Origin of the sequence: Kribbella aluminosa, from assembly GCF_017876295.1 — a bacterium.
Classification (GTDB): domain Bacteria; phylum Actinomycetota; class Actinomycetes; order Propionibacteriales; family Kribbellaceae; genus Kribbella; species Kribbella aluminosa.
The window spans coordinates 3442103-3467105 of sequence record NZ_JAGINT010000001.1; the positions used below are offsets into that span (position 1 = coordinate 3442103).

Annotated in this window: 24 protein-coding genes; 15 read left to right on the plus strand and 9 right to left on the minus strand. The window is 69.4% G+C overall.

All coding sequences use genetic code 11. The annotated features are described in order from the left end of the window. Positions 1 to 16: 16 nt before the first annotated feature. Positions 17 to 655, minus strand: a complete 639-nt coding sequence (locus JOF29_RS16465) for an MSMEG_1061 family FMN-dependent PPOX-type flavoprotein (protein WP_209695062.1) — start codon at positions 653 to 655, stop codon at positions 17 to 19. After that, entirely contained in the window at positions 655 to 1911 is a 1257-nt protein-coding gene (locus JOF29_RS16470) for an MFS transporter (RefSeq protein WP_209695063.1), read from the minus strand. Before JOF29_RS16470 ends, JOF29_RS16465 begins: the two co-directional genes overlap by 1 nt. A 122-nt stretch (positions 1912 to 2033) precedes the next feature. Between JOF29_RS16470 and JOF29_RS16475 the strand changes: the two genes are divergently transcribed. Further along, positions 2034 to 2462 (plus strand): hypothetical protein, encoded by a 429-nt coding sequence (locus JOF29_RS16475; RefSeq protein WP_209695064.1) that lies wholly within the window; start codon positions 2034 to 2036, stop codon positions 2460 to 2462. On the opposite strand, the gene JOF29_RS16480 is transcribed toward JOF29_RS16475, so the two are convergent. Next, a complete protein-coding gene (locus tag JOF29_RS16480; RefSeq protein ID WP_209695065.1) occupies positions 2455 to 3168 on the minus strand; it encodes an alpha-ketoglutarate-dependent dioxygenase AlkB in 714 nt (237 codons plus the stop codon). The two genes, JOF29_RS16475 and JOF29_RS16480, sit on opposite strands and share 8 nt — an antisense overlap. Positions 3169 to 3278: 110 nt before the next feature. Beyond that, a complete protein-coding gene (locus tag JOF29_RS16485) occupies positions 3279 to 5573 on the minus strand; it encodes a PEP/pyruvate-binding domain-containing protein (protein ID WP_209695066.1) in 2295 nt (764 codons plus the stop codon). Between the two features lie 99 nt (positions 5574 to 5672). Between JOF29_RS16485 and JOF29_RS16490 the strand changes: the two genes are divergently transcribed. From JOF29_RS16490 to JOF29_RS16505, 4 genes are all read left to right on the plus strand, one after another. Next, positions 5673 to 6023 carry a PadR family transcriptional regulator gene (locus JOF29_RS16490; RefSeq protein WP_245357624.1) on the plus strand — a complete coding sequence of 117 codons (351 nt, stop codon included), beginning with the start codon at positions 5673 to 5675 and terminating at the stop codon, positions 6021 to 6023. Further along, positions 6005 to 6640, plus strand: coding sequence for a permease prefix domain 1-containing protein (locus JOF29_RS16495; RefSeq protein ID WP_209695067.1), 636 nt, complete (start codon positions 6005 to 6007; stop codon positions 6638 to 6640). The genes JOF29_RS16490 and JOF29_RS16495 overlap by 19 nt, the downstream gene beginning before the upstream one ends. Before the next feature lie 78 nt (positions 6641 to 6718). Beyond that, positions 6719 to 7261 (plus strand): hypothetical protein, encoded by a 543-nt coding sequence (locus tag JOF29_RS16500; protein ID WP_209695068.1) that lies wholly within the window; start codon positions 6719 to 6721, stop codon positions 7259 to 7261. Positions 7262 to 7461: 200 nt separating this feature from the next. After that, entirely contained in the window at positions 7462 to 8340 is an 879-nt protein-coding gene (locus JOF29_RS16505) for an SCO6745 family protein (RefSeq protein WP_245357625.1), read from the plus strand. A 3-nt stretch (positions 8341 to 8343) separates the two neighbouring features. Here JOF29_RS16505 and JOF29_RS16510 read toward each other — a convergent pair whose 3' ends face one another. After that, positions 8344 to 8910, minus strand: coding sequence for a DinB family protein (locus tag JOF29_RS16510; protein WP_209695069.1), 567 nt, complete (start codon positions 8908 to 8910; stop codon positions 8344 to 8346). 538 nt (positions 8911 to 9448) lie between these two features. Between JOF29_RS16510 and JOF29_RS16515 the strand changes: the two genes are divergently transcribed. From JOF29_RS16515 to xylA, 5 genes are all read left to right on the plus strand, one after another. Then, positions 9449 to 10978: an amidohydrolase family protein gene (locus JOF29_RS16515; RefSeq protein ID WP_209695070.1), complete on the plus strand. Its 1530-nt coding sequence runs from the start codon at positions 9449 to 9451 to the stop codon at positions 10976 to 10978. 659 nt (positions 10979 to 11637) lie between these two features. Then, positions 11638 to 12318, plus strand: coding sequence for a hypothetical protein (locus JOF29_RS16520; RefSeq protein WP_209695071.1), 681 nt, complete (start codon positions 11638 to 11640; stop codon positions 12316 to 12318). A gap of 326 nt (positions 12319 to 12644) precedes the next feature. Beyond that, positions 12645 to 13874: an ROK family transcriptional regulator gene (locus JOF29_RS16525; RefSeq protein ID WP_209695072.1), complete on the plus strand. Its 1230-nt coding sequence runs from the start codon at positions 12645 to 12647 to the stop codon at positions 13872 to 13874. Beyond that, the gene (locus JOF29_RS16530) at positions 13871 to 15034 is read left to right on the plus strand and encodes a Gfo/Idh/MocA family protein (RefSeq protein ID WP_209695073.1); all 1164 of its coding nucleotides are present in this window, start codon (positions 13871 to 13873) and stop codon (positions 15032 to 15034) included. The genes JOF29_RS16525 and JOF29_RS16530 overlap by 4 nt, the downstream gene beginning before the upstream one ends. Beyond that, the gene (xylA, locus tag JOF29_RS16535) at positions 15031 to 16179 is read left to right on the plus strand and encodes a xylose isomerase (RefSeq protein WP_209695074.1); all 1149 of its coding nucleotides are present in this window, start codon (positions 15031 to 15033) and stop codon (positions 16177 to 16179) included. The genes JOF29_RS16530 and xylA overlap by 4 nt, the downstream gene beginning before the upstream one ends. Here xylA and JOF29_RS16540 read toward each other — a convergent pair whose 3' ends face one another. Beyond that, positions 16180 to 17235 (minus strand): epoxide hydrolase family protein, encoded by a 1056-nt coding sequence (locus JOF29_RS16540; protein WP_209695075.1) that lies wholly within the window; start codon positions 17233 to 17235, stop codon positions 16180 to 16182. 54 nt (positions 17236 to 17289) lie between these two features. Here JOF29_RS16540 and JOF29_RS16545 point away from each other — a divergent pair, with 54 nt between their 5' ends. Together JOF29_RS16545 and JOF29_RS16550 are read left to right on the plus strand one after the other, a co-directional pair. Further along, positions 17290 to 17592, plus strand: a complete 303-nt coding sequence (locus tag JOF29_RS16545) for a hypothetical protein (RefSeq protein WP_209695076.1) — start codon at positions 17290 to 17292, stop codon at positions 17590 to 17592. Positions 17593 to 17598: 6 nt separating this feature from the next. Beyond that, positions 17599 to 18321: a YqjF family protein gene (locus JOF29_RS16550; RefSeq protein ID WP_209695077.1), complete on the plus strand. Its 723-nt coding sequence runs from the start codon at positions 17599 to 17601 to the stop codon at positions 18319 to 18321. Here the strand turns inward: JOF29_RS16550 and JOF29_RS16555 are convergent. Then, positions 18263 to 19024, minus strand: a complete 762-nt coding sequence (locus JOF29_RS16555; protein WP_209695078.1) for a hypothetical protein — start codon at positions 19022 to 19024, stop codon at positions 18263 to 18265. The two genes, JOF29_RS16550 and JOF29_RS16555, sit on opposite strands and share 59 nt — an antisense overlap. Before the next feature lie 66 nt (positions 19025 to 19090). Between JOF29_RS16555 and JOF29_RS16560 the strand changes: the two genes are divergently transcribed. Both JOF29_RS16560 and JOF29_RS16565 read left to right on the plus strand, forming a co-directional pair. Then, complete coding sequence (locus JOF29_RS16560) at positions 19091 to 19585, plus strand: MarR family winged helix-turn-helix transcriptional regulator (RefSeq protein WP_307863395.1); 495 nt, start codon at positions 19091 to 19093, stop codon at positions 19583 to 19585. A 68-nt stretch (positions 19586 to 19653) separates the two neighbouring features. Then, entirely contained in the window at positions 19654 to 19833 is a 180-nt protein-coding gene (locus JOF29_RS16565; protein ID WP_209695079.1) for a hypothetical protein, read from the plus strand. A gap of 78 nt (positions 19834 to 19911) precedes the next feature. Here the strand turns inward: JOF29_RS16565 and JOF29_RS16570 are convergent, their stop codons facing one another. After that, positions 19912 to 20493: a GNAT family N-acetyltransferase gene (locus JOF29_RS16570; protein ID WP_209695080.1), complete on the minus strand. Its 582-nt coding sequence runs from the start codon at positions 20491 to 20493 to the stop codon at positions 19912 to 19914. Beyond that, positions 20490 to 21284 (minus strand): SGNH/GDSL hydrolase family protein, encoded by a 795-nt coding sequence (locus JOF29_RS16575; protein ID WP_209695081.1) that lies wholly within the window; start codon positions 21282 to 21284, stop codon positions 20490 to 20492. Before JOF29_RS16575 ends, JOF29_RS16570 begins: the two co-directional genes overlap by 4 nt. Positions 21285 to 21438: 154 nt before the next feature. On the opposite strand from JOF29_RS16575, the gene JOF29_RS16580 reads away from it, so the two are divergent. Further along, positions 21439 to 24777 carry a hypothetical protein gene (locus tag JOF29_RS16580; RefSeq protein WP_307863396.1) on the plus strand — a complete coding sequence of 1113 codons (3339 nt, stop codon included), beginning with the start codon at positions 21439 to 21441 and terminating at the stop codon, positions 24775 to 24777. Positions 24778 to 25003 lie beyond the last annotated feature (226 nt).

Below are 25003 nucleotides of genomic sequence, written 5' to 3' on the forward strand. Positions count from 1 at the left end.
CGTCCACCGAAGTAGTTCAGTACTTGACCTTGTAGATCGACTCCTCGTACTTCTGGCCGTAGTACTCGTCGAGGTTCGTCAGGTCGTCGTCGGGACGCTCGAAGGTCTGCGACAGCACGGCCCGGCGCGGGACGGCCTCCGGGTTCCAGGTCTCCGGCTTCCACAGCTGTGAGCGCAGGAACGACTTCGAGCAGTGGTGGAAGATCTGCTCGATCTCGACCAGCAGCGCGAGCTGTGGGCGGTTGCCCTTGACCACCATGTCGTCGAAGAACGGCGCCTCCTTGACGATCCGCGCGCGGCCGTTGATCCGGAGCGTGTCGGTGCGGCCCGGGACGAAGTAGATCAGCCCGACGTGCGGGTTGCTGAGCAGATTCGTGAAGCCGTCGACGCGGCGGTTGCCGGCCCGGTCCGGGATCGCGATCGTGGACCGGTCCAGGACCATGGTGAAGCCGGCCGGGTCGCCTTTGGGTGAGACGTCGCAGTTGCCGTCCGCGTCCGAGGTCGCGATCAGGCAGAACGGGGAGTTGCCGAGCCACAACAGGTCCAGGTCGTGGAGCTCCTTGCGGTCCTTGGCGACCGCGGCCCCGGTCGGCGGCGGAACGACCTCACGCAGCTCGTCGTACGTGGTGATTTCGACCAGTCCGGGGATCTCCATCAGGCGGCGTTCTCCTCTGCCAGCGACGGCGTGGCGTCCTCGTTGACGGCCCTCGTCCGCGCAGCCCATCGTACGGCGGGACCAGTTGCGCAACTGGTCCCCAGGAACAGTGCACCGACGGCGATCCAGCCGATCGGACCCCAGCCGAGGACGACCGTGGTGAGCAGTGCCGGGCCGAGCATCCGGGCGATCGCGGGGCCGGTGCCGAAGAACCCCTGGTACTGACCCTGTTTGTCCGCGGGGGCGAGTCCGAAGCTGATCTCCCAGGCGCCGGAGGCGAGTTTCATCTCGCCGACGGTGAGCAGTGCGGAGGCGGCCACGAGTACGGCGACAGTCGTCGCCGGACCGAGATCGGCTGCGGTGGTCGCGAACACGGCGCAGGCGGCGAGCATCGCGATCCCGGCGTACCGGACCGAACGGGCCGCTGTGCTCAGATCCCTTACCGCTTTGGCGATCCGCACCTGGAAGAACGCGACGCCGAGCGTGTTCACGATCATCAGCGACGCGACGGCCCAGCTGGGAGCGTTCGTGCGGGTGACGATCCAGAGCGGGCCGACCAGGCTGATCAGCGGCATGAACAGCAGCATCACCGCATTCAGCAAGGCGAGGACGGCGTACGGACGGTCCTGCAGCACCGCGAGCCTGGGCTCGCCCTTGGCTCTGATCGAGGTCGCGATCGACGGCACCCGACGGATCAGCGCGGCGGCGATCAGGAAGCTCGCAGCGTCGATCCCGAAGACGATCAGGTACGCCGCTGAGCTGTCGAAGCGGAGCGCTACGCCGCCGAGGAGCGCGCCGACCGCGAGTCCGGCGTTCACTGTGGACTGCAGGAATGCGCGGATCTTCGTCCGCTCTTCTGGCTGTACGAGGCCGGCCAGCAAGGCCTGTCGCGCCGCGGTGAGGCCGGTCTGGCTGCAGGCGTACAGGATTGCGGCGACGAGGAATCCGGCGAAGCTCCTGACGACCAGGAACGAGGCGACGGCGGTCGCGGTGCTGAGCGCGAGCAGGACCGCCGTACCGCGGGCTCCGCGCCGGTCGGCGAGGCTGCCGAGCGGTACGCCGGCCAGGAATCCGGTCAGCCAGGCGATGGTGAGACCGAGCCCGACCTCGGCGGTCGAAAGCCCGACCACCCGGGTGAAGAACAACGCCGAGGTGACGACGAACGCGCCGTCGCCGACCGAGTTGGCCAACTGCGCCATCGCCAGGTCCCGCGGCGCTCCGGCCGGGGGAAGCATCTGCCCAAGTCTGCTGCTCATGGTCCTGAGCCTAGGCGGGATACGGCCCAGTCTTGAGGTCCATTGTATGGTCCAGTTGATGGGCCACTTTTGGTCTGTGGATAACCCGGATCGAGGGTGCGAAACGCGGCATCTTTACTGGCATGAGCTTCGAACAGCTGTCCTCCACCTGGCCCGACCATCCACTCACCGATCCCGCACTCGCCGCCAACGTCGTCGACCTGATGGTCAGTTTCGGCGACCGCGCGCGCGGCACCCTCACCGTGCTGCTCTGCGACTCCGACGGCCGCTACAGATCCACCGTGATCGTCGAGCTCCCGTCACCAGGTCCGACCCCCGCCCAACTCTGTGAAACCGCCCTCGGCCCGATCGTGGAAGCCGTCCGAACGGCACCCGGCACCACGGTCGTGCTGGCGCTGGGACGTTCCGGATCCGGCAGCCCGACCGACACCGACGACCAGTGGGCCACTGCTGCCCGAGAGAACTGTGCGGCGGCCGGCATTCGCCTGCTCGGCTTCTACATAGCCACCAAGGACGGCATCTACCAGCCGCCGGTCGGAGCACTCACCTGACGCCCCGCGGCCGGAACTGGATGCTGATCCGCGGCCCGACATGTCCAGCCGCCTTCGGAATCGCGTGCTCCCACGTGCGCTGACAGGAGCCACCCATGACAATCAGATCCCCGTGGCCGAGCGGGTACCGCACGGTCGACCCCACCACCTGCCCGCCGCCGCGCGTGTCCTCGTTCCCGCCGCCGTGCGTGCCCTCGTTCCCGCCGCCGTGCGTGCGGTCGCTTGCGTTGCCCGGCCGCGGGCGCAGCGCCAGGACGCGCGGCTCACCGACCGAGAGGATCGCGACCATCGTGTCCTCGTGGTTGCCCCGCCCGATCCGGTCCCCGTGCCAGGCGACGCTGTCCTTGCCGTCCCGGTAGAAGCACAGCCCCGCCGTCCGGAACGGTTCGCCCAGCTCGTCCGCGTAGTACGCGCTGAGGGCGTCCCGGGCCTGATCCAGGACGGGCAGCGGGAGCGGTGCGTTCTCGCCGTAGAAGCACAACAACCGCGGCACGTCGACCACCCGGTCGTACATCTGCCGCCGCTCCGCCTGCCACGGAACCTCGCTCGCCAGCCGCCCGTACACCTCGTCGGCCCCGGCAAGCCACCCCGGCAACACGTCGACCCAAGCCCCACGCCCCAGCCCGGTCCGGCTAATCCCGCCCAACGGCCCCAGCGCAGGCTCCTCGAACCCACCGAACAACGACCCCTGAAGGTCAGCACCCATACCCCCACCATACCGGAGATTCGAACAGATGTTCCCCTAAGCCTTCGCGGCGGTGTCCATGACCTAGTCGACGCTTTGACGCCATCTGCGGGCATGGCTGCTGTATGTCGTTATCTGGGGTGATGTCGACGCGCGGGAGGCGGGCTCGGTGGTGGCTGCTGCGGCCCGGGCGTGCGCGTGTGGAGGGTGACCACGCCTGTGGTGCCGTCGACGGTGACGAGTTGTCCGGTGTGGAGTCGGTGAGTGGCGTCGCCGGTTCCGACAACTGCGGGGATTCCGTATTCGCGCGCGACGATGGATGCGTGCGCGGCGAGGGTGCCGCCGTCGGTGATCACCGCGGCGGCGCGCGCGAACAGCGGTGTCCAGGCCGGCGCGGTGGCCTTGGCGACCAACACGTCGCCGTCGGCGAAGTCAGCGAAGTCGTCCGGTCCGTGGACGACGTGGACCGGGCCGGTGGCGCGCCCTGCGGAGGCGGGATGTCCGACGAGTGCACCCGGTGGGATCGGGCTGGTGCCGCGGGCTTGTTGTACGGCGTGCTCGATGAGGTCGCCGATCACGCGCGGCGGGCGGCCGAGGGTCAACGGTGCGGCGAGCCGCCGCTGCCGCTGCCAGATCTCGCGCCGTCCGCCGACGTCGTTGATCGGCCGCGAATCGCCCGCGAGTGCGGCGGCAAGTTCGTCGTGGGCGCAGAAGTGGACGTCGTCGGGCAGGTCGATCTGTCCGGCGCCGGCCAGGTGTTCGCCCATGCGCCGCGCGCAGGTCCGCAACACTGGCCAGGCGAGGGTGAGGTCGCGGGCCTGCTCTTCGCGGATGACTGCGTAGCGCTGGTTGACGCGCAGCAGCCGGTCGAATTCGGCCAGCAGCCGGGGCCGGTCAGCCAGGGCTTGTCGGCAGCGGAGCGTGGCGTCGTTCCGGTGGTGGGTGAGGTCGTGCCGGCGGATGGCAGCGTCCTTGTCGGCGTCGATGGTGGTTAGTTCAGCAGCGATCGGGTGGTACCAGTCGATGCTCTGTACTGCGTGTGCAGCAGCGCCCGGTGTGGTCAGCCCTCGCAGGAGGGCTTGGACTCCGCCGTCGCTGTCGGGCAGCACGCCGCGGAGGTGGTGGCGGGTGAAGCGGGTCAGGCGTGCCTCCATCTTCCAGGCCGACCCGCCGACGATGGCCAGGTACCACAGCCAGATCCCTGCCTCCCGGCCGAGAGTGTCGACCAGCTCGCTGAGGCGTTGAGGCGTTGCCGTGTCGGCCTCGGCGGCCGCGGCGGCGACGAGCTGGCGGTAACGCGGCGCGTGGTCGTCGCGCCATTGGCGTTCCAGCTCAGCCAGAATGGCTCGGTCGGCCCCGGCCGGGTCGCGACCGACCCGGATCAACGCGTTGTAGAGGATCTTGACCGCATGTGTGCGGCCGTGCCGCAGGATCCGTGCGAGGAGTTTCGGTGACGGGGTCGGCGTGGCGTTGTAGTACCAGCCGTTGACGAGGGCGTACCGGAACGGCACCTGGACGCCGACGGTGGCCTGCATGCCGTCGAGGTAGCCGTCCTCGAGCGTCGGCAGCAGCCAGGTGGCGAACAGCGGGGTGACCGCTTCGGGTAGCCATTCGCCGAGCCGGAAGTTGCGCATCCACAGACCCGGCCCCGGCGGTGTCCACGACGCGGGCTGCGGGAGGGCGGTCATCGGCCGGGCCTGCAACAGCCACAGGGTGCCATCGTGATCGATGGCCCACTCGATGTCCTGTGGCCTGGCGTCGTACCGGTCCGCCACCCGCCGTGCCAGCTGCGCCACCGCGGCCGCCTGCGTGCTCGAGAGAACCGGGTCACCGCCGGGAGCCGGGCGGGTCAACGTGACTGCGCCGCCGAGGGTGATCATCCACTCCTCGCCGATCGCTGCGCCCGACACGAGTGGATCGCCCAGCCCGGCCACAGCAGTGACGACTGCTTGGGTGCGGTCGCCGGTGACCGGATGGGCGGTGAAGGCCACGCCTGCACCGACGGCGTCGACCATGGCCTGCACGAGGACAGCCATCCCGGTGGCCCCGCCGCCGTTCCGGTGGTGGTAGGCCGTGACCCGCTCGCTGGCCGCCGCCGAGAAGCATCGCCGCACCGCGTCACCGAGCTCGGCTCGCGCCACGTTCAGGTAGGTCTCGTACAGGCCGGCGTACGAGGCATCCGGCAAATCCTCGGCGGTACCCGAGGAGCGCACTGCGAACCGGCTGCTACCCATCCTGTCGGCCACTGAAGCCAGCTTCGTGTCGAGGCCCGGGTCGTGGAGGGCAGCGCTGGTGACCACGATCCCTGGCGGTACGGGAAAGCCGGCGGCTAGAAGGTCGGCCAGCACACCGGCCTTGCTGCCGAGCAGCGCCCGATCTACGACTCCGGCATCAGCAAGAGCCACGATCGCGTGAGCTTGACTCATCGAACACCACCATAGGTAGCATCGCAAAGTATTGTGATGCTACGTTAGGCACGTCGACGCGGGTCGGGCAAGAGCCGACCCCGCGAGAGGAGCCCCCAGATGATGCTGCCGATGCGACCGGAACTGCTCAAGGGGCACCTCGACGCGCTGCTGCTGGCCGTGCTGGAACCCGCGCCACAGCACGGCTATGCCGTCATCGAATCGCTGCGCAGCAGCAGCGAGGGCGCGCTCGACCTACCGACCGGCACGGTCTACCCGGCGCTGCACCGCCTGGAACGGGCCGGTCTGATCGCCAGCGACTGGGAGACCGTCAGTGGGCGCCGTCGCCGCGCCTACCGCCTCACCGCATCCGGGCACACCGCCCTGCGCGAGCAGCGCGCGGTCTGGGAGCAGTTCTCCACCGCGGTCACCGCTGTCCTGGGCAGGCGGCCATGGCCGGCCACCGTCTGACCCCCAACGTCGACGCGCGTGCACAGGCACGGATCGACGCCTACCTGGACGAACTCGCCCACCTACTCCACGGCCCACGCCGGCGCCGCGCACGAATCCTCGCCGAAATCCGCGAGGGACTTGACCAGTCGATCGCCGACCACACCACCGACGGCCACGCCGAGGACCAGGCCGTCGAATCGGCCATCGACCACTTCGGCACCCCACCGGCCGTCGCCGCCGCGTTCACCGGAGAACTCATCACCGCCCACGCCCGGCACACCATCGCCTGGTACATCGCCACCGGGCCCGTGGTCGGTATCTGGTGGCTCCTACTTCTCCAGCCGCACCCCTGGCGCGCCGGCGCACTCGGCCTGCTTGCCGCCATCCCCATCCTCCCCCTGATCGCCGTCGCGACCGCCACCGCCGCCGGAACGTTCGCCACCACCGGCCGGCTGATCCGCTGGCTGCCAGAGGCCAGCCCCGGCCGCGCGCTCGCCGCCACGATCGCCGTCGCAGCCCTGGCTGTCGTCGGCGACGTCACCGTGATCACCCTGTATACGCAATCCGCGACATCGGTGCGGCCGTTGGGACCATCGCGATCGGCGGAAGCCTCGTCCGCATCGTCTGCAGCGTGATCGCGCTCCTCCACGCCACCCTCATGCGCCGCGACAGCACGCCCCCGGCCCCAGCGCCGCCAGGTACCGGGTCGCGCGATGGCCGCCGGTGACATCCTTGGCCTGCCGATCCCCGACGCCGGGCCGGTGTTCGCGGCTACGCTCGTGGTTCACGTCACCAGCGGACTCACCGCCGTGGCCGCCGGCGCCCTTGCCGCCACGGCGAAGAAGCGCCCCGGCCGGCATCCTCGCGCCGGCCACGTCTACCTGATTGCGCTCGCCGGCGTCTTCACCACCGCAACCATCATGGCCACCATCCGCTGGCACGAAGACGCCCACCTGTTTGCCATCGCCCTCGTCGCCTTCGGCCTCGGCCTGTACGGCTATCGAGCCCGCCGACGCCGCCGAGCAGGCTGGCCCCTCCACCACGCCACTGGCACAGGCGGCTCCTACATCGCTCTGCTCACAGGCTTCTACGTCGACAACGGCGCCTTCCTGCCGGTCTGGAACCGGCTACCGCACCTCACGTATTGGCTACTACCAACCATCGTCGGCACGCCACTCATCTGGCTCGCCCTCCACCGCCTCACCCGGCAGAACCAACGCACCAGTTCCAGCCTCGAGGCCAGACCGCCGCCCTGAATCCAGGCAAGGCGGAATCCCGCTCCCACAGCCCCACCGCGCGAGACGGCGCACGCACCTCCGCGTCAGCGACACTTGTCCACGACGCAGAGACCCAGGTCACAAGCCAGTTCCAGAGTCTGTGCTTAAGGGAACGCATGTCCCTGGGTTTCCCTCCAGTGCGATCTGAGGTGTCGAATCCGGGTCGCTCTGTTCGTCGCATGGGCGAGAGGGTGTCCACCAGGGCGCTGTCACGACCGAAGGAGTTGCTGACGATGCTGCACCCGCAGGCCAAGATCCACCGGATGTCCGAGCTCGTCGAGCCGATCGCGACCGTCACGTTCTCCGACGTGCCGAACGAGGCGTTCCTGGCGATCGGCATGCGCAACTACTGGGACGGCTACTTCGCGGGCCGTGCCGCTCCGCTGGGGATGGCGCCGGCCGAGGTGGTGCACGCGGTGTTCTACAACTTCGCTCCCGGCGAGGTGGCCCGGCACATCCCGTGGGTCTGGGGGAAGACGACTCCCGAGGAGGCGATCGCCGTCCGCGAGCGGGGAAGTGCCGAGGCGCTCCGGCAGCGGATCGGGAACCTGGCCGAGTCACCCGGTCTGGTGCGGGCCGCCGAACTGGCCACCCGCGCCGGCCTCAGCGCTCCGAGCGAGGGCCGAGCGCTGTACGCCGGACTCAAGGTGCTGGATGTTCCTGAGGACCCGGTGGCCAGGCTCTGGCACGCGGCGACGCTCTTGCGGGAACACCGCGGCGACGGCCACAACGCTGCTCTTCTCACCCTCGGCATCGGCGGCACCGAGGCCCACGTGCTGATGGCGCTCGCCCTCGGAATGCCGGCGGAGAAGTTCGGCCGGATCCATCACCTGCCCAAGCCGCAGCTCGACGCAGTGATCGACGGCCTCCGCGCCCGCGGGCTCGTCACGCCCGCCGGCACTTTCACCGACGCCGGCCGCGAGACCAAACAACAGATCGAAACCCTCACCGACCACCTGGCGACTCCGGCGTACGGAATCCTCACCACAGCCGAGCTCGACGAGCTCATCACCACCCTCGAACCGATTGCCGCCGCAGCGGAGGAAGCCGATAGCTGACCGTCAGGCTGACTTGCCGGGACTGTTCCGTAGGTAGAGGTCGCGGAGCAGGCAGATCTCGGCCCCGTGGTGGATGAGTTCGACGTTCGTGTACAGGATCTTCTTCGCCATCGGCGCGTGGGCGAAGGCGGGTGGCTCGCCTTGAGGCTCGGTGAGTCCGGCCGTGCCGAGGCTGCGCACGCCGTTGATCCAAGTCTCGTACTCGTCGTCGAGTTGCTGCAGGGCTTCCCGGGCGGTGCCTGCGTAATGGAAGGTCTCGATGCCCATGGCCTCGCTGCTGAAGCGTTTGCTGTTCGTCGACGCCAACCCGCCGATCAGGTGCGCCAGTCGCCAGGCGATTGTCGTGACCAGTTCCTGCTCGTGGGGCGGCTCGGCGTAGTCCATGGTGAACTCGCCTCCCCCGAATGACATCGGCGCAGAACTCTCGCCACGCCGACTAAGCGTCCAGCAGTCCGGGACCGGCTGCCAGAAGTACTCGTCGTCGGTCAGCCCGTCCAGCCGAGGCCTGAGCCGGTCCCGCCAGTGCGCGTCGATCTGATCGACCACCTCAGCATTCCAGTCAATGTCCATCGGTAGACAGTAGTTGTCCTCTGCCTGGATGTGCGCCCGGAACTCCCCTGAGCGCCGCCTTCCGATGTAGTGGCACGCCGGGCACCCGAAGGCACCGAAAGGTCCAGCAACTGTTGGGCAACCGCGGTCGCCGGCGAGTGCCTGCCAGGTCGTTGGCCGACGCCACGATGCACTTGGCCAGGAACACCTAGTGCCGTTCCACGAACGGTTCGGGTTTGTAACCACCGCTGTCGCCCAGGACGAGGCAGCCCGATGCCATCGTTTGAGTGGTTCACCCCTGAAGTGGTCCGTTAACACCCCGCATACAGGCGGCAAACGGACCACTTCAAAGGTGAACCACTCAAACGATGGCAACCTCAACGTTCCTTGATGCGACACACGTGGTCACCAGACGCCTGTCGCGGGTCAGTTGGAGACGTGTGTCGTGGACCTGTTGGCGGATCACATCCGCGGTCGGTTGCAGCCGGGGTCTCGATGCGGGATGGACCGGCTGGTCCGGGAGACTGCTGGTCTCTGCCTCGGTCGACAGGAGGACGGTATGGCGCGGATGGTGATCCGGAACGTCGCGGTGCTGTTGGTGCCCGAGCTGGGGGAGTGCCGGGTGGACGAGGCGCAGGACATCCACGTACAGGACGACCTCATCGTCGCAACCACCCCAACCGGCAGCCAACCCCACGTCGGCCATACACGTGGTACGCCGGACGGCGAGTCGAGCGGCGCACCAGTCGGTCACGTGGGTGGGGTGCCAGCTGGTGAGACCGGTGGAGCTCCGGCCGGGCAGGCGGGTGGTGGGCCGGGTGGTCGGGCGCGTGGTGGGTCGGGTGGTGGACCGGCCGGGCATGCGGATGGTGCGCCGGGCGGGCGGGCGGGTGGTGGGTTGGTTGAGGTGGTGGAGGGGGGTGGGTTGCTGGCGGTGGCGGGGTTGGTCAATTCGCATACGCACAGTCCGATGGTGATGATGCGGGGGGCTGCGGAGGATCTGGCGATCGAGGATTGGTTCAATCGGCGGGTTTGGCCGATGGAGGTCAATCTGACGCCGGGGCGGGTGCGGGTGGGGGCGCGGTTGGCGTGTGGGGAGATGTTGCTGGGTGGGGTGACCACGTTTGTCGATCACTACTTCCATGCGGATCAGATCGCCGCGGCCGCGGTGGAGGCGGGGATCCGGGCGGACTTGGCGCCGACGTACTTCTCTTCCACCGAGCAGGACGTGAGCGCGGCGTTCGACGTGAGTCGTGAGCTTCGGGGCGTGCATCCGCGGATCACCGCACGCCTGGGGCCGCATGCGACGTACACGGTGAACGACGACGATCTTCGGCGTGCGGCGGATATCGCGCGTGCCGAGGGGTTTCGGATCCATCTGCACGCGGCGGAGACCGACGAGCAGACGCAGGCGTCGGTCGACAAGCACGGTGTGACGCCGGTGCAGGTGCTGGAGCGGACGGGAGTGCTCGACGCCGGGGCGTTGATCGCGCACGGCTGTGGGATCCGGGAGGCGGATCTGGCGATTCTGGAGCGGTACGCGGACCGTACGGCGGTTGCGTCCTGCCCGAAGGTCTATCTCAAGCTGGCGATGGGTGAGGTCACGCCCATCAAGGGGCTTCTCGAGGCCGGCGTCAGCGTGGGTGTCGGCACCGACGGGGCGGCCGTGCACAACACGCTTGACGTCTGGGAGGCGATCCGGATGGTCGCGCTCACCCAGAAGCAACGCGAGCAGGACGCCGAGTGGATGAGCCTGTCCGACACCCTCCGACTAGCGACTCGGGGTAGTGCTGCCGCGGCGGGGCTCGCCGGTCGGGTCGGTGTGCTCGAGCCCGGCTACCAGGCCGACATCGCGCTCGTCGACCTCAGCGCGCCGCACAACCAACCGCTGCACGACCCACGGGCTGCCCTCGTGTACTCCGTCCGCGCCGCCGATGTCGTCACGGTCCTCGTCGCCGGCGAGGTCGTCGTACGCGATCGCGAACTCACCACCATGGACCTCCAGGAGGTCCTCGCGGACGCCCGGTCCCTGGCGCACACCCTTGTCGACCTGTCAGCGGGCGGCGCCATCCAGCACTACAACCCGTAGGAGGGGCGTGGGGCCGGCCGTCGACGCCGTTCGCGGTGCGCCCCAAACTGCGCCGCGATCCGGGTTTGTCGGAGCAAGAACTCGACAAGATCAAGGAACGTACTCGCACCGACGGGTTGTGCGTATTCGGGCTGCGGTTCAGCCGGGACCGGATGGCGCCGGGACCGGTTCGCGACGCTGCGTGAGCAACTGGGCGATGCGCTCGAGGCGATCGAGCTCGATTCGGGGCCTGGCAATGCCGCCCGTCCCAGCCAGAGCGCCGCCGACGGCCCCGCGACGGATACACCCGGAGCGCGCACTCGGTACTCACCCGGGTTCTGCGTGAGTACCTGCGGAACTCGGCGTACCACGCGCGCTCCCGAGCGGTGGATTTCTCCGCGAGCATCTGACAGCGAGACAACCGTCCGTTCGGAAGTGCAAAAGATCGCGTTGGGTAACCCTGGTGCGATGGTTCGGTGCCGCTATAACTGGGAAACCTGTCAGTAACCGGGGGTTGTTCGTTGCTGTCCGCAAGGACGGGGGAGCGGTGCGTGACGCCGTCGTTTCCCTCTGGTCCTGAGTGCCGGAACCATGGCACGATCGGCCACCGAGGGACCACAGGGGACTGGGACGAGTGAGGCTGTATGAACGGGCGGACAGCGGAGGACAGTCGGATTCCGATGAACGGGACCGCGACGGCGAACGGAACCACTAACGGTCACGCTCCGCAACCAAGCACGCACCTCGAGGCGCCCGGCGAGTGGCAGTCCGGGCAGCAGGTCGGCGAGGTCCACCTCGACCAGCCGGAGGACGAGGTACGGCGGTCCGAGTGGCTGTCGGAGGTCCGTGACCGGCCACGGGACGCGAACGGTACGACGCTGCGCCAGTTCAGCACGCCCGTCCGGGTCGACGAGATCGCGGTCGCGGCGATGACGCTCGCCGAGGACCTGCAGGCCGCGACGCAGACGATGCCGGAGTCCGTCGAGCTGCGGCGGTTCCGGCGCGATCTGGACCACGCTGTGACCACGTTCCGGGACCTGGCGAGCCGGCTGGAGGCGACCGCCGGCAAGCTCGTCCGGCTGGCCGCGAACGAGGGCCAGACGTGCGGCGTCGGCTGGGGCGTCTGCCCTGAGCACGGGCTGACCCTGATGAACCTCGGCGACACCATCACCTGCCACGTCCTCGGCTGCCACCGCGAGAACGTCGGCGACGTCGAGCGCTGCAGCCACCCGGTCGCGTACCGGGTCGTCGACGCGGCCGGCCCGTCGCTGCTCACCTGCGCCGGCCACGCCGTCGCCTGCCGCCTCTACTTCGACAACCCGGTCATCACCGCCACGGCCGACAGCATGGAGCTCTTCTAGGCCTCCGGAGTGTTGGGCGGACCGACGTCACTGGCGCCTGTCCCCTTGAACATCCGGCCGCCGTCGGCGGTCAGTCGTAGGTAGTAGTCCGCGGAGCACGCCGTCCTCGTCGAGCGCGCGGATCCCCGAGCCGGCAGGTACGAAGGCGGACGTCTTCGCGGTCTTCACGACGTCCAGGCAGACGTCCAGAGGCCAGCGCGAGGGCCGCGAGGGGTCAAATCTCGACAAAGTCCTGCAAGAAGTCCACGGTTCCGGAACTCTTGACGGCGGGTCGGGCTGAACTTAGTTTGTTGGATCAACAGACAAAGTCCGGGAGAGGGTGCGCGATGGTGATCCGGGGTGTTGCCGCCGACCATGTCGCGCTGCGCCGGAACAACCTCTCGGTGGTACTGCGGCATGTGCACGAGCTCGGGCCGCGGTCGCGCGCCCGGATCGCGGAGGAGACCGGGCTGAACAAGGCGACGGTCAGCAGCCTGGTCGCCGAGCTCGTCGAACGTGGTCTGCTCCGCGAGGGCTCCGCCGACTCCAGCCGCGCGCTCGGCCGTCCGGGCCAGCTGGTCGAGCTCGACGGCACCGGCGTCTGCGGCGTCGGCGCCGAGATCAACGTCGACTATCTCGCCGTCGTCGCGCTCGACCTGGCCGGCAACGTCGTCCACGAGAAGCGCGTCCCGGTGGACGTCGCGCACCTCGGACCCGGTACGACGCTCGACCGGTTCGCCGAACTCGTACAGGAGGCCGTCCAGGCCGTGGACGCACGCGGCGGGCAACTGGCCGGCGTCACGCTCGCCGTACCGGGTCTGGTCGAAGGCGGGGCCGGCGAGCTGAAGCTGGCCCCGAACCTCGGCTGGAGCGAGCTGTCCGTCGCCAAGGAGATGCGCACGCGCCTCGGCGAACCGACGTACCCGCTGCACGTGGACAACGAGGCGAACCTGGCGACGATGGCGGCGTACGCCGAACTGCGCGAGACCGGCGAGCTGCACGACCTCGTACTGCTCACCGGTGCCGTCGGCGTCGGAGGCGGCGTCGTCTCCGGCGGCCACCTGCTCCGCGGCGCGCACGGGTACAGCGGCGAGGTCGGCCACATGCCGGTCGCGCCACCCGGGCAGGCCTGCGGCTGCGGCCGGACCGGCTGCTGGGAGACCGTCGTGGGACTGACCGCACTGTTGCGTAAGGCAACGGATCGCGACGACCCGGTCCGGGATCCGCGGCTGGACGTGGAGCAACGGCTGGCCGCGGTCGTCGAGCGCGCCGAAGCCGGGGACGCGCGTACCTTGTCCGCGCTGAAGGACGTCGGCACCTGGCTGGGGATCGGCGGCGCGATCCTGGTGAACATCCTGAACCCGGCCGTGCTCGTGCTCGGCGGGTACTTCGCCGTCCTCGGCCCGTGGCTGGAAGAGCCGCTGGAGAAGGCGCTGCGGGAGCGCGTGCTCGCACCGGACGGGGGCGGCTGCCGGGTCGTCCGGTCGGACCTGGGCTTCGGCGCAGCGGTCCGCGGCGGCGCGCAGATCTGTCTCGACCAAGTATTCGCCGACCCGACACAGCTAGGAGAGTCATGACGAACCTGGGCATCGGCCTGATCGGCTACGCGTTCATGGGCGCGGCCCATTCGCAGGCCTGGCGGAGCGCGCCGCGCTTCTTCGACCTGCCGCTGGAACCGGAGCTGAACGTCCTGTGCGGCCGCAACGCCGACGCCGTCCAGGCGGCCGCGACCAAGCTCGGCTGGAAGTCGACCGAGACCGACTGGCACAAGGTGCTCGAGCGCGACGACGTCCAACTGGTCGACGTCTGTACGCCGGGCGACAGCCACGCCGAGATCGCGATCGCCGCCCTGCAGGCGGGCAAGCACGTGCTGTGCGAGAAGCCGCTGGCGAACACCGTCGAGGAGGCCGAGGCGATGACCGCGGCAGCCGAAGCGGCGCGCGCACGGGGGATCCGGTCGATGGTTGGTTTCACCTACCGTCGGGTGCCGGCCATCGCGCTGGCCCGGCAGCTCGTTGCCGAAGGCAAGCTCGGGACGATCCGGCACGTCCGCGCGCAGTACCTGCAGGACTGGATCGCGGATCCGGAGGCGCCGCTGTCCTGGCGGCTGGACAAGGCCAAGGCCGGCTCCGGCGCGCTCGGTGACATCGGCGCGCACATCGTCGACCTGACGCAGTACATCACCGGCGACACGATCGGCGAGGTCAGCGCGCGGCTCGAGACCTTCGTCAAGGAGCGTCCGATCGCCGCCGAGCACTCGGGGCTGGCCGGTACGGCGGGCACCGAACGCGGACCGGTCACGGTCGACGACGCTGCGGTGTTCCTGGCGACGTTCCGCAGCGGCGCGCTCGGGGTGTTCGAGGCGACCCGGTTCGCGACCGGGCGGAAGAACGCGATCCGGATCGAGCTCAACGGCAGCCTCGGCAGTCTGGCGTTCGACTTCGAGGACATGAACCTGCTGCACTTCTACGACGCAACCGAAGACTCGAGGACGGCGGGCTTCCGCCGGATCCTCGCCACCGAACCCGACCACCCGTACGTCGGAGCGTGGTGGCCGCCGGGCCACCTGCTCGGCTACGAGCACGGGTTCACCCATCAGGCCGTCGACCTGGTCACCGCGATCGCCGGCAACACCGATCCGGCGCCGTCGTTCGCCGACGGACTGCAGGTCCAGCGCGTGCTGGCCGCGGTCGAGGCCAGTTCGACATCCCGTCAATGGCAGGAGATTCCAGCATGAACAGCTTTACCCCGACCAAGGACGACAAGTTCTCCTTCGGGCTGTGGACCGTCGGCTGGCAGGGCGTCGACGTCTTCGGTACGGCGGTCCGCCCGGCGATGGACCCGGTGCACGCCGTCGAGAAGCTCGCCGAGCTCGGCGCCGCCGCGGTGACGTTCCACGACGACGACGTCGTACCCGACGACAGCACCCGCGACCAGGTGCTCGAGCGCTTCAAGAAGTCGCTCGCCGAGACCGGCATGGGCGTCGAGATGATGACGACGAACCTGTTCAGCCACCCGGTCTTCAAGGACGGCGGCCTGACCGCGAACGACCGTCAGGTACGCCGGTACGCGCTCGCCAAGGTGCTGCGGAACGTCGACCTGGCAGCCGAGCTCGGCGCGACGACGTACGTGCTGTGGGGTGGCCGTGAGGGTGCGGAGTCCGGCGGCTCGAAGGACGTCCGGGCGGCGCTGGACCGCTACAAGGAGTCGATGGACATCCTGTGCGCGTACGTCCGGGAGCAGGGCTACGACCTGCGGTTCGCGATCGAGCCGAAGCCGAACGAGCCGCGCGGCGACATCCTGCTGCCGTCGATCGGGCACGCGATCGCGTTCATCCAGGACCTCGCCGACCCGGAGCTGGTCGGCATCAACCCCGAGGTCGGGCACGAGCAGATGGCGTCGTTGAACTACGCGCACGGGATCGCGCAGGCGTTGTGGCACGGGAAGCTGTACCACATCGACCTCAACGGGCAGCACGGTCCGCGCTTCGACCAGGACCTGCGATTCGGCGCCGGCAACCTGCGTGAGGCGTTCTGGACCGTGGACGTGCTGGATCAAGGGGGGTACGACGGCTACGTGCACTTCGACTACAAGCCGCCGCGGACCGAGGACGAGGACGGGGTCTGGGAGACCGCGCGTGCCTGCATGCGGAACTACCTGATCCTGCGGGCGAAGGCGCGGGCGTTCCGGGCCGACCCGGAGGTCGTGCAGGCGCTGGCGGACGCACGCGTCGCGGAGCTGTCCGAGCCGACCCTGGGCGAGGGCGAGTCGCTGGACGAGCTCCGCAACGCGACGTACGACCGGGAGGCGCTGGCCGATCGGGGTCTCGGCTTCGAGAAGCTGGATCAGTTGGCGATGGAGCACCTGCTGGGCGTGCGGTAACTACAGCTTGCCGAAGAAGGCGCGGAGGTCCTCGACGACGAGTTCGGGGACCTCCAGCGCCGCGAAGTGCCCACCGCGGTCGAACTCGGTGTAGTGCACGACGTCGAACTCGCGCTCGACCAGCTTGCGGACCGTGCTGTCGTTCGGGAAGACCGCGAGTCCGGTCGGTACGGCGCAGTGTTCGACCTGGGCGCCCCACGCGGACTGCGCCTCGCGGTAGAGCCTGGCTTGCGAGCCGGCGGTCCGCGTCAACCAGGTCAGCGTCACGGTGTCGAGGATCTGGTCGTTGCCGATGGCACCTTCGCGGTGGCCGTAGTCGTCGTACCACTCGAGGTTCCAGGCGAGCTGGCCGACGGGCGAGTCGAGCAGCGCATACGCGAGGGTCTGCGGGCGGGTGCCCTGGATCGCGGCGTACCCGGATCGCTCGTTCTGCCAGCGGTCCAGGCCGCCCAGCCGTTGCTGCTCCGCCTCGGTCAGCTCCTCGCCCTGCGGGAACACGAAGTACCCGTCGAGATGCAGGCCGATCACCCGGTCCGGTACGAGCCGTGCCAGGGCGGGGCCGATGCGGGCGCCCCAGTCGTACCCGTGAACGCCGTACCGCTCGAAGCCGAGCTGTTCCATCAACGTGATCCAGGCGCGCGCGATCCGGTCGACACCCCAGCCGCCCGTGGTCGTCACGCCGCTGAACCCGAAGCCGGGCATCGTCGGCACGACCACGGTGAACTCCTGGGCGAGCGCGTCGATCACCTCGAGGTAGTCCGACGCCGCGCCCGGCCAGCCGTGCAGCAGCAACAGCGGCGTACCCCAGCCGGCGAGCAGATAGTGCACGCGCTGCCCGTCGATCTCGGTGACATACTGTGGATACGTATTCACCCGCTTCTCGAAGCGGCGCCAGTCGTACGCCGTGCGCCAGTAGTCCGTCACTTCCCGCAGCCGTCCGAGCTCCACGCCGTACGACGATCCCGCGTCCGGCAGCTGATCCGGCCAACGCGCCGCGTCCAGCCGCTGCCGCAACTCGTCCAACTCCGCCTGCGGTACCTCTGCTCGAAACTCCATATCTACGACGCTAGAAGCAGTACCGGACAGCTGCTGGCCGCTACGCTCGATGGCATGAAGTATGTCGCACGCATCGTCGAGGTGCCGGAGCACGGCATCAAGCTGGAGCCGGTGGACGGGACCACGGTTCCGCAGCAGCCGACCGAGGTGAACCTGCTCGGCATGGCGATCGCACTCGCGCTGGGAGCCGCCGGTTATCGCCACCACGCGGAGCGGCGGGATCCGGAACTGCAGACGCTGGACGCGCTGATCGCGGGTGAGGCTGTGATGCCGTGGAAGCCGGGCGCTCCGGGGTACCTCGTCTGTGAGCTCGCCGACGGCCGGCCGGCCTGCGAGGTTCGGCCGAGCGCTGAGTGACTCGGCGTGACCTGGCCGGAGGCGCCGGCGTTGCCGCGGCCGCGCGTCCTGCGGCAGCGGTGGCTGGATCTGACCTTTGTCCATTGGGCTTTCGAGCCCGCGGACGTCGCGCACTTCTTCCCGCCGGGGACGCGGCCGGACACGTTCGAGGGGCGGACGTACGTCGGGCTGGTGCCGTTCCGGATGGTCGACACCGGGCTGCCGCGTGGCCCGGGTGTTCCGTACTTCGGGTCGTTCCTGGAGACGAACATCCGGCTGTACTCCGTCGACCAGACCGGCCGGCGGGGTGTCGTGTTCCTGAGCCTGGACGCGGACCGGCTGGCGGTGGTGGCCACGGCGCGGACGGTCTTCGGGCTGCCGTACCGCTGGGCGCGGATGTCGCACGAACGCCACGGCAACCACCACAGCTACAGCTCGGCCGTCCGCGGCTCCGGCGCCCGTGCGGCCGTCGGTGTCGACATGGGCGAACGCCTCCCGATCGGTCCGCTCGAAGACTTCCTGACCGCTCGTTGGGGGCTGCACGTCCACCGTGCCGGCCGCACCTGGTACCTCCCGAACGAGCACCCGCCGTGGATCCTGCACACCGCCCAGCTCACCACCTTGGACGCCGACGGCCTGCTGCGGTCGGTGGGGCTGGACCCGCCCGGTCGCGCGCCGGATCATGTCGCGTTCAGCGCGGGGGTTCCTGCGGAGTTCGCCGTACCATCAGCTCCTCCGTCTGCTGGATGATGAACCCGATACCGAGCTGACGTGCCCAGCGGTTCACCTCGGTCGCGAGGGCTGCCGAGCCGTCGATGTCACCCTCGTCGCGGAGCAGGATCGCGATGTGGACCTGCTGGGCGAGCGTGGGGCGCAGGTGCCCGTTCTGCTGCAGGAGCTCGGTCGATCGCTCCCACTGCTCTCTTGCGGGTAGTAGCTCCCCGGCCGCATGTGAGTGGTGTCCGAGGTGACGAAGAGCCTGCGCCATCGTCAACTCGTCGCCGCTCTTCTCGGCGAGCTCCAATGCTTGCCGGTAGTGCTCGATGGCTTCCGCGGGCTGCTCGTACACGTTGTCGGCGATCGCGCCGGCCCAGAAGTTCGCCGTACCGCGCCGGGCGTCGTCCGGGGCGTCCTTGATCAGCGTCAGCATCCGGTCGCGGAGGTCGCGGTCGCCCGAGTTGAAGAGCGCGTCCGCGTAGTCCTTGCGGAGCTTGAACATCGCGAGGTCCCAGGAGTCCTCGGGAACCGCTGCGAGCGCGGCCGTGGCGTGGTCGGACCGCTGGCCGAAGTCATGGTCGACGGCGACCGTGGCGCGGGCCAGGGCGAGGACCTGCTGCTCGGCGGGGTCGTCGGTCCGGGCGGCGGCGAGGAGGTCGGTGGCGGCGGCCCAGTGGCCGGCGAGCATCAGTTGGTTCGCCGCGGCGGTGACGGCGGTGGCTGGGAGGTGGCTCATGTCTCTACGGTATTTCGACATCGAAAGATTTGACAACTAACCTTCAGTCGCTGAAAAATTGTCCGGGTGAAGGACTTTGTGGATACGCACGTCGAGCTCTGGGCGGGCGAGCTGGCTGACCTCGACCGGGACGTCGAGGGGATCACGGTGCGCCTGCAGGTGGTGACGCGGTACCTCGAGCGGCGGCGGGAGGCGGTGCTGGCGACGTACGGACTGCAGCTGTGGGAGTTCAAGACGCTGCACATGCTGCGCCGCGGCGGCACGCCGTACCGTGCGACGCCGGGCCGGCTCGCGCGGCAACTGGGGATGTCACCGGCGGCGCTGACGAACCGGCTGGACGCGCTCGAGCGGCGCGGGTACGTCGAACGCACGCACGATCGCGACGACCGGCGCAAGGTGATGGCGACGCTGACCCGCGCCGGGAGCGAGCTGTGGGAGCGCGGCATCGGCGACATCCTGCGCGTCGAGAACGAGCTGATCCATCAGCTGCCGACGACTGAGCGTACCCAGCTGAACGACCTTCTCCGGCGGCTCGTGCTGGCGACCGAGGAGGATTCGTAGCCGAACGATGTCAAGTTCCGGCGGTCGGGTCCGACGTACCTGTGTAGGCGTCGAGAAAGGACGGACCGATGGAACCCCTCAACCTGATGGTGTCGCTGAGTCACTTCGCGAAGGACGGTCGCGAAAGCCAGCACGGGCTCGGTGAGCGCGCCGGTCGTGGGCGCCCTGCCGACGACACCGCGAAGCCGGCCGGCGGGCGCAGGATCTGGCGCTTCCGGTTCGTCGGCTGGCGCACGCTCAGCTCGTGATCACCACGCTCCGCTCCCGGCCAGCCTCGGCAAATCCGAACCGGTCGTACCAACGGACGAACTGCCAGACCTCAGTGCTCATGGTTGGGCCGGGCGGTAGAGGGCGTAGTGCATCGGGCCGTTGTGGGGGAGTTCCAGTTCGGCGATGACCGTGAAGCCGAAGGACTCGTAGAAGCCGACGTTTGCCGGATCCTGGGTTTCCACGAACGTGGGGGAGTGGGCTGCGTCCGCGACCGCCAGGCCGGGCTCGATGACCGCGTGGCCGAGGCCCTGGCGTTGGTGGTCGGGGTGGACGGCGGCGAGCGCGAGGAGCCAGGACGGGTGGCGGGGATGGAAGAGCGCGATCGCCTGCCCGTACTCCGCGGTGGGCCCGGCCCGGGATCCGGCGAGGTCCTGGAACGCGGCGGCATGCGGTGCGAACACCTCCGCGGGCATGTCCGGCGGGAACCAGATCGCAACCGCGCGCACGTCGTCGGTCACCCACACGCGGCCGTGCGGGATCCCGATCGCGCCGACGAACAGCCGGTGGTACTGCGTGAGCCGGTCGACGTACCCGTCCGGATCGAGGCACGCCCGGGTCATCGGGTAGTCGAGCAAGGCCTGCGTCAGCGTGTCGACCGCGGCGTCGACGTCCGCGTTCGTTGCCTCGCGCACCTTCATGACCGGAGCGCCGCCAGGATCAGGTCGGCGACCGCGCGCATGCCGGCGGCGTTCGGGTGGTACGGGACGAATCCGCCGAGGTTCGGCGGCAGCATCGTGAAGCGGGTCGTCCACGGCTCCGCGGATCCGATCGCGTGGTCGCGGCTGGCCTCGGAGGCGGCGATCAGGTCCGCACCGGTCGCGGCGGCCGCCTTCGCGAACGACGCCGCGAGTCCGTCGGCCATCATCGCGATGCTCGGGAGCTGTTCCTCGTTCAGCGGTACGTCGAGGCGCGGGCGGGTCGCCGGACCGACCAGGCTGAGGTAGTCGACGAGCAGGATCCGCGCCTCGGGCGAACGTTCGCGAGCACGCTCGACGACCGTGGTCAGCGAGTCGGTGACGGCCTGGTACGACGCGTCGTCCTTGAGGTAGCTGACCCGCGCCCGGATCCGGTTCGCGACCCGGCGGCCGAGGATCGTGGCGGGTCGGGCGATCGTGTTCAGGGAACTGCCGCGCAGGAAGGTACCGACGTACTCGAGGTCGTTGCCGCCGCAGGTGATGGTGATCAGCGCGGTGTCGGCGGTGAGCGCGTCGAGCTGGGGCGGTGCGTCGTCCTGGCGGGTGTCGAGGAGGTGCGCGGTGGTGGCGCCGGAGTACGACACGTCGACGAGGTCGAGGCCGAGCTCGGACGCGACCAAATGCGCGTAGTTGTTGCCCGAACGACCCGCGGGCGGATCTACGATCGGGCTGATCCCCGGTCCGGCCGCGAACGAGCTGCCGAGTGCGACGTACCGACTGCCGGATGCGATCACCGCACCACGATAGACGACCTGCCACGGACTGGACGGGACACCGCATGTCCACTCGGGGAGCGCTTGCCACCGTGGCCTGTACGTACTTCCGGCCGGCGGCCCGTTGTCCGAGGACGCTCCGAACCTGGGATGCCCGTTCCAGTAGCCTGCCGCCGTGACTGACGACGCCTTCGGTACGACGGGAATCCGCGAACGGGTACTGGCGGGATGGGCGGCCGCGCCCGTGCGCTTCCGCGAGGACGCGAACGCCGAGGAGGAACTGGCCCTCGGCGGGTACGCCGACCGAATCGTCGTCGAACTCGCCCAGAACGCCGCCGACGCCGCGGCCCGCGCCGGCGTCCCCGGACGGGTCCTCTACGAACTCCGCAACAACACCCTCGTCGTCGCGAACACCGGCGCCCCCCTGGACCCCGAGGGAATCCAATCCCTCGCAACCCTCCGAGCCTCCGCCAAACACCCCACCCCGGAAACCCAGGTTGGGGAGGATTTCCCTCCCGCATCGGGCAGTAATCCTCCCCAAGCCCGGGCTACGCGCGGTGCGGCTAGTGCGGTTGGTGCGGTTGGTGTGGCCGACATCGGCGGAGCTGGCGGTACGGCCGGTGCCGGTGTTGGGGTGGTTGGGCGGTTTGGGGTGGGGTTTTCGGCTGTGCTTGGCGTGACGGACGAGCCGGTTGTGCTGTCTCGTACGGGTGGGGTGCGGTTCTCGAAGGCCGACACCGCCGGGGCGATCGCCGCGCTGGGATCGGCCGGCCTCGACACCGAACTCCGCCGCCGTGACGGGCACGTACCTGTCCTCCGGCTGCCGTTCTCCGCGGAAGGCGAGCCCCCGGTGGGGTACGACACGGCAGTCATCCTGCCGCTCCGCGACGAGGCTGCGGTCGCGCTCGTACGCCGCCTGCTCGCAGAAGCCGACGACACCCTCCTCCTCGCCCTCCCCGGCCTCGAACGCATCGAGATCGAAACCGAAGACACCCACCAGGTCCTCGAGAACGCCGACACCCGCTGGCACATCCACCGCACCGGCGGCGTCTTCACCCGCACCGAACGCGAACACCTCCTCGCCGACCGCCCCACCGAAGAACGCACCCGCCCAACCTGGTCGGTGGTATGGGCCCTCCCAAGCACAACCGCACCATCAGGTCACGCCCGCGAACACCAGCCGCCCCGCCCGCATCAGTCCAAGGCGAAGGAACCGGTCACCGACGCGAACTCCCACGGCGGTCCAGAGGCGGAGCCCGACCTGTTGTCGCCCAAGGACCCCACGAGGTTCGACCCGGTGGTTGTTCATGCGCCTACTCCGACGGATGAACCGCTGTCGCTGCCGGCGTTGCTCTTGGCAACGTTCCCGTTGGATTCGACGCGGCGGCATGTGGCGAAGGGGCCGCTGACGGAGCGGCTTGTGCGGGAGGCGGCGACGGCGTACGGGGAGCTGTTGCTGCGGCGGTTCGACGACGGGGACGACGTACTGCGGCTGGTACCCACCGGTCTCGCGGCGGGGACGGTGGACCGGATGCTGCGGGACGCCATCCGGGTGGTGCTGCCCGGCGTACCGCTCCTGCGGGCCGTCGACGGATCGGTCGTCCGCCCGCGCGACGCCGTCGTGGTGGAAGGTGCTGACGAGCCGTTCGCCGAGGTCCTGGCACCTCTCGTACCGGGGCTGATCCACGCCCGCCGCGAAGACCGGCAGGCGCTGGATGCCCTGCAGGTACGGCGACTTGAGCTCTCCGAGGTGGTCGACCAACTCGGGGGAGAGGAACCGCCGAGCTGGTGGCGCAACCTCTACACCTCCCTCGCGACGATGGTCACCGACCCGCTCGTCCGAGAGTCCCTCGGCACCCTCCCCGTCCCCCTCGCCGACGGTCGCCTGGTACGCGGCGCCCGCGGCCTCCTCCTCCCCGGCCCCGAAATCCCGCTCACGACCCTCGAAGCCTTCAGCCAGTACGGCGTCCGCGTCGTCCACCCCGACGCCGTATCCCCAACCCTGGAACGCCTAGGCGCCACCCCCGCCACCGCCCGCTCCCTCCTCGAAGCCCCCGCCATCCGCACCGCAATCGACCAGGCGGCCGAACACCGCGACACAATCGCCCACGCCGGTGAGGGGGAGGCGTTCGCCGCTCGTGGGGCCGAGGAGGCGTTCGCTCTCGACGGGGCCGAGGACGCGTTCGCGCATGCCGAGGGGCCCGATGCGATTGCGCACGCCGTGCTGGCTTTGGTTGCTGCTGATCCGGGTCAGGCGGAGGGGCTTTGGTGGTTGTCGGATCTGGTGTTGCGGGATGTGAATGGTGAGTTCGTACCTGCGAATGCCTTGGTGATAAGGGGATCCGCCGCCCACGCGATCCTCGACCCGGAGGAGGTCTCCCCGGTCGCGGATGACCTGCTCGAGCGCTACGGCCAGCCCGCGCTGCAGGCTGTCGGTGTGCTCGCGACCCTCGGCACCGTCGCCGCCTCCGAGGTCGCGCTCGATCAACTGCCGGAAATGCTGCTGGACCTCGACCGCATCGAGGACTGGGCGTACGACGTGGCACCCGGCGGATCGCCGTACGGCGCGACGGTCGGCGAGCTCGAAGCGATTCGGGACCTCGACTGGATCACCGACGACAGCTGGCCGAAAGCCCTGGAAATCCTGGGATCCGACCCGGAGTTGCGGCGCGCGCTCGTCACCCAGGTGCGGGTCGTCGGACCGGACGACCGCCCGCTCGGCGTACCGTCGTACTCCGCCTGGTGGATCCGTGAGCACGTGCTCACGGACAACGGTGAACCCCTCGCCGGCCGTGCCGACCCCGACGCCGAACCGATCCTCGCGACCTTCCTCGACGAAGCACCGGACTGGACCGCAGCCCTCGACCCAGAGGTGAGGACCGCGGTCGGCCTGGTCCGCGACGTCGGCGACCTGGACGCCGACGGCCTCGCGCTCGTCCTCGAGAGACTCGCCGACCCGGACCGGGACCTCGACGAGGCAGCGATCCTCCGCCTCTGGACCCGCCTCGGCACGCTCGCGCTGTTCCCCGGCGACGCGCCCGCCCAGGTCCGCGTCCTCGACCCCGCCGGCGGCACCCGCGTAACGGACGCCGAGCACGCGGTCGTCGTCGACGGCCCGATGTGGGTGCAGCGCGACGACCTCGGCGGCTTCGTGATCGGCTCCGGCGCGGCCGCGGACGGGCTCAGCGACCTGTTCGACGTACCGCTCGCCCAGGAAGTTGCCGAAGGCAAGATCGACGGCGACGGTACGGCGGCCGACGTACCGCCGATCGTCCGCGAGCTGGTCCCCGAGGTGCCGGCCACCTGGTGGGAGCACGAGGAGCTGACCGTGGACGGCGTCGAGGTCTCGTGGTGGGTGGACGCCGACGGCGGCCCGCACGCGGCCACCTTCGACGGGCTCGCGAAGGCGCTCGCCTGGGCGGCCGGGCGCTGGGACCGGCGGCATGTGATCCGCGCGGTTCTCAACGAACCGGACCGTTCCGCCGAACTTCTCGTGGACGCAGTCTTCGACTGACCGGAACCGGCTGCCCGACACGCCGCGTGACCGCCGTTGGAAGCGTTTCCGCCTAGAGGCGTCACCCAGAGCGAGCAACGTTGTCAAAGGTTGGTATATCGACTGATCTGCGGATATGACGTTGCGGTTCCAACGTGGCAGCGAACTCTTGTCAACGTTGTCAACGCTACTTATAGTCCGTGGCACCTCTCGGTCGGTCATCCGCCAATCCACGCAACGTAAACGG

Coding starts and splice junctions, on each gene's coding strand:
- JOF29_RS16465 (WP_209695062.1), bottom strand. CDS start 655: ATGGAGATCCCCGGACTGGTCGAAATCACCACGTACGACGAGCTGCGT.
- JOF29_RS16470 (WP_209695063.1), bottom strand. CDS start 1,911: ATGAGCAGCAGACTTGGGCAGATGCTTCCCCCGGCCGGAGCGCCGCGG.
- JOF29_RS16475 (WP_209695064.1), top strand. CDS start 2,034: ATGAGCTTCGAACAGCTGTCCTCCACCTGGCCCGACCATCCACTCACC.
- JOF29_RS16480 (WP_209695065.1), bottom strand. CDS start 3,168: ATGGGTGCTGACCTTCAGGGGTCGTTGTTCGGTGGGTTCGAGGAGCCT.
- JOF29_RS16485 (WP_209695066.1), bottom strand. CDS start 5,573: ATGAGTCAAGCTCACGCGATCGTGGCTCTTGCTGATGCCGGAGTCGTA.
- JOF29_RS16490 (WP_245357624.1), top strand. CDS start 5,673: ATGATGCTGCCGATGCGACCGGAACTGCTCAAGGGGCACCTCGACGCG.
- JOF29_RS16495 (WP_209695067.1), top strand. CDS start 6,005: ATGGCCGGCCACCGTCTGACCCCCAACGTCGACGCGCGTGCACAGGCA.
- JOF29_RS16500 (WP_209695068.1), top strand. CDS start 6,719: ATGGCCGCCGGTGACATCCTTGGCCTGCCGATCCCCGACGCCGGGCCG.
- JOF29_RS16505 (WP_245357625.1), top strand. CDS start 7,462: ATGGGCGAGAGGGTGTCCACCAGGGCGCTGTCACGACCGAAGGAGTTG.
- JOF29_RS16510 (WP_209695069.1), bottom strand. CDS start 8,910: ATGGACATTGACTGGAATGCTGAGGTGGTCGATCAGATCGACGCGCAC.
- JOF29_RS16515 (WP_209695070.1), top strand. CDS start 9,449: ATGGCGCGGATGGTGATCCGGAACGTCGCGGTGCTGTTGGTGCCCGAG.
- JOF29_RS16520 (WP_209695071.1), top strand. CDS start 11,638: ATGAACGGGACCGCGACGGCGAACGGAACCACTAACGGTCACGCTCCG.
- JOF29_RS16525 (WP_209695072.1), top strand. CDS start 12,645: ATGGTGATCCGGGGTGTTGCCGCCGACCATGTCGCGCTGCGCCGGAAC.
- JOF29_RS16530 (WP_209695073.1), top strand. CDS start 13,871: ATGACGAACCTGGGCATCGGCCTGATCGGCTACGCGTTCATGGGCGCG.
- xylA (WP_209695074.1), top strand. CDS start 15,031: ATGAACAGCTTTACCCCGACCAAGGACGACAAGTTCTCCTTCGGGCTG.
- JOF29_RS16540 (WP_209695075.1), bottom strand. CDS start 17,235: ATGGAGTTTCGAGCAGAGGTACCGCAGGCGGAGTTGGACGAGTTGCGG.
- JOF29_RS16545 (WP_209695076.1), top strand. CDS start 17,290: ATGAAGTATGTCGCACGCATCGTCGAGGTGCCGGAGCACGGCATCAAG.
- JOF29_RS16555 (WP_209695078.1), bottom strand. CDS start 19,024: ATGAGCCACCTCCCAGCCACCGCCGTCACCGCCGCGGCGAACCAACTG.
- JOF29_RS16565 (WP_209695079.1), top strand. CDS start 19,654: ATGGAACCCCTCAACCTGATGGTGTCGCTGAGTCACTTCGCGAAGGAC.
- JOF29_RS16570 (WP_209695080.1), bottom strand. CDS start 20,493: ATGAAGGTGCGCGAGGCAACGAACGCGGACGTCGACGCCGCGGTCGAC.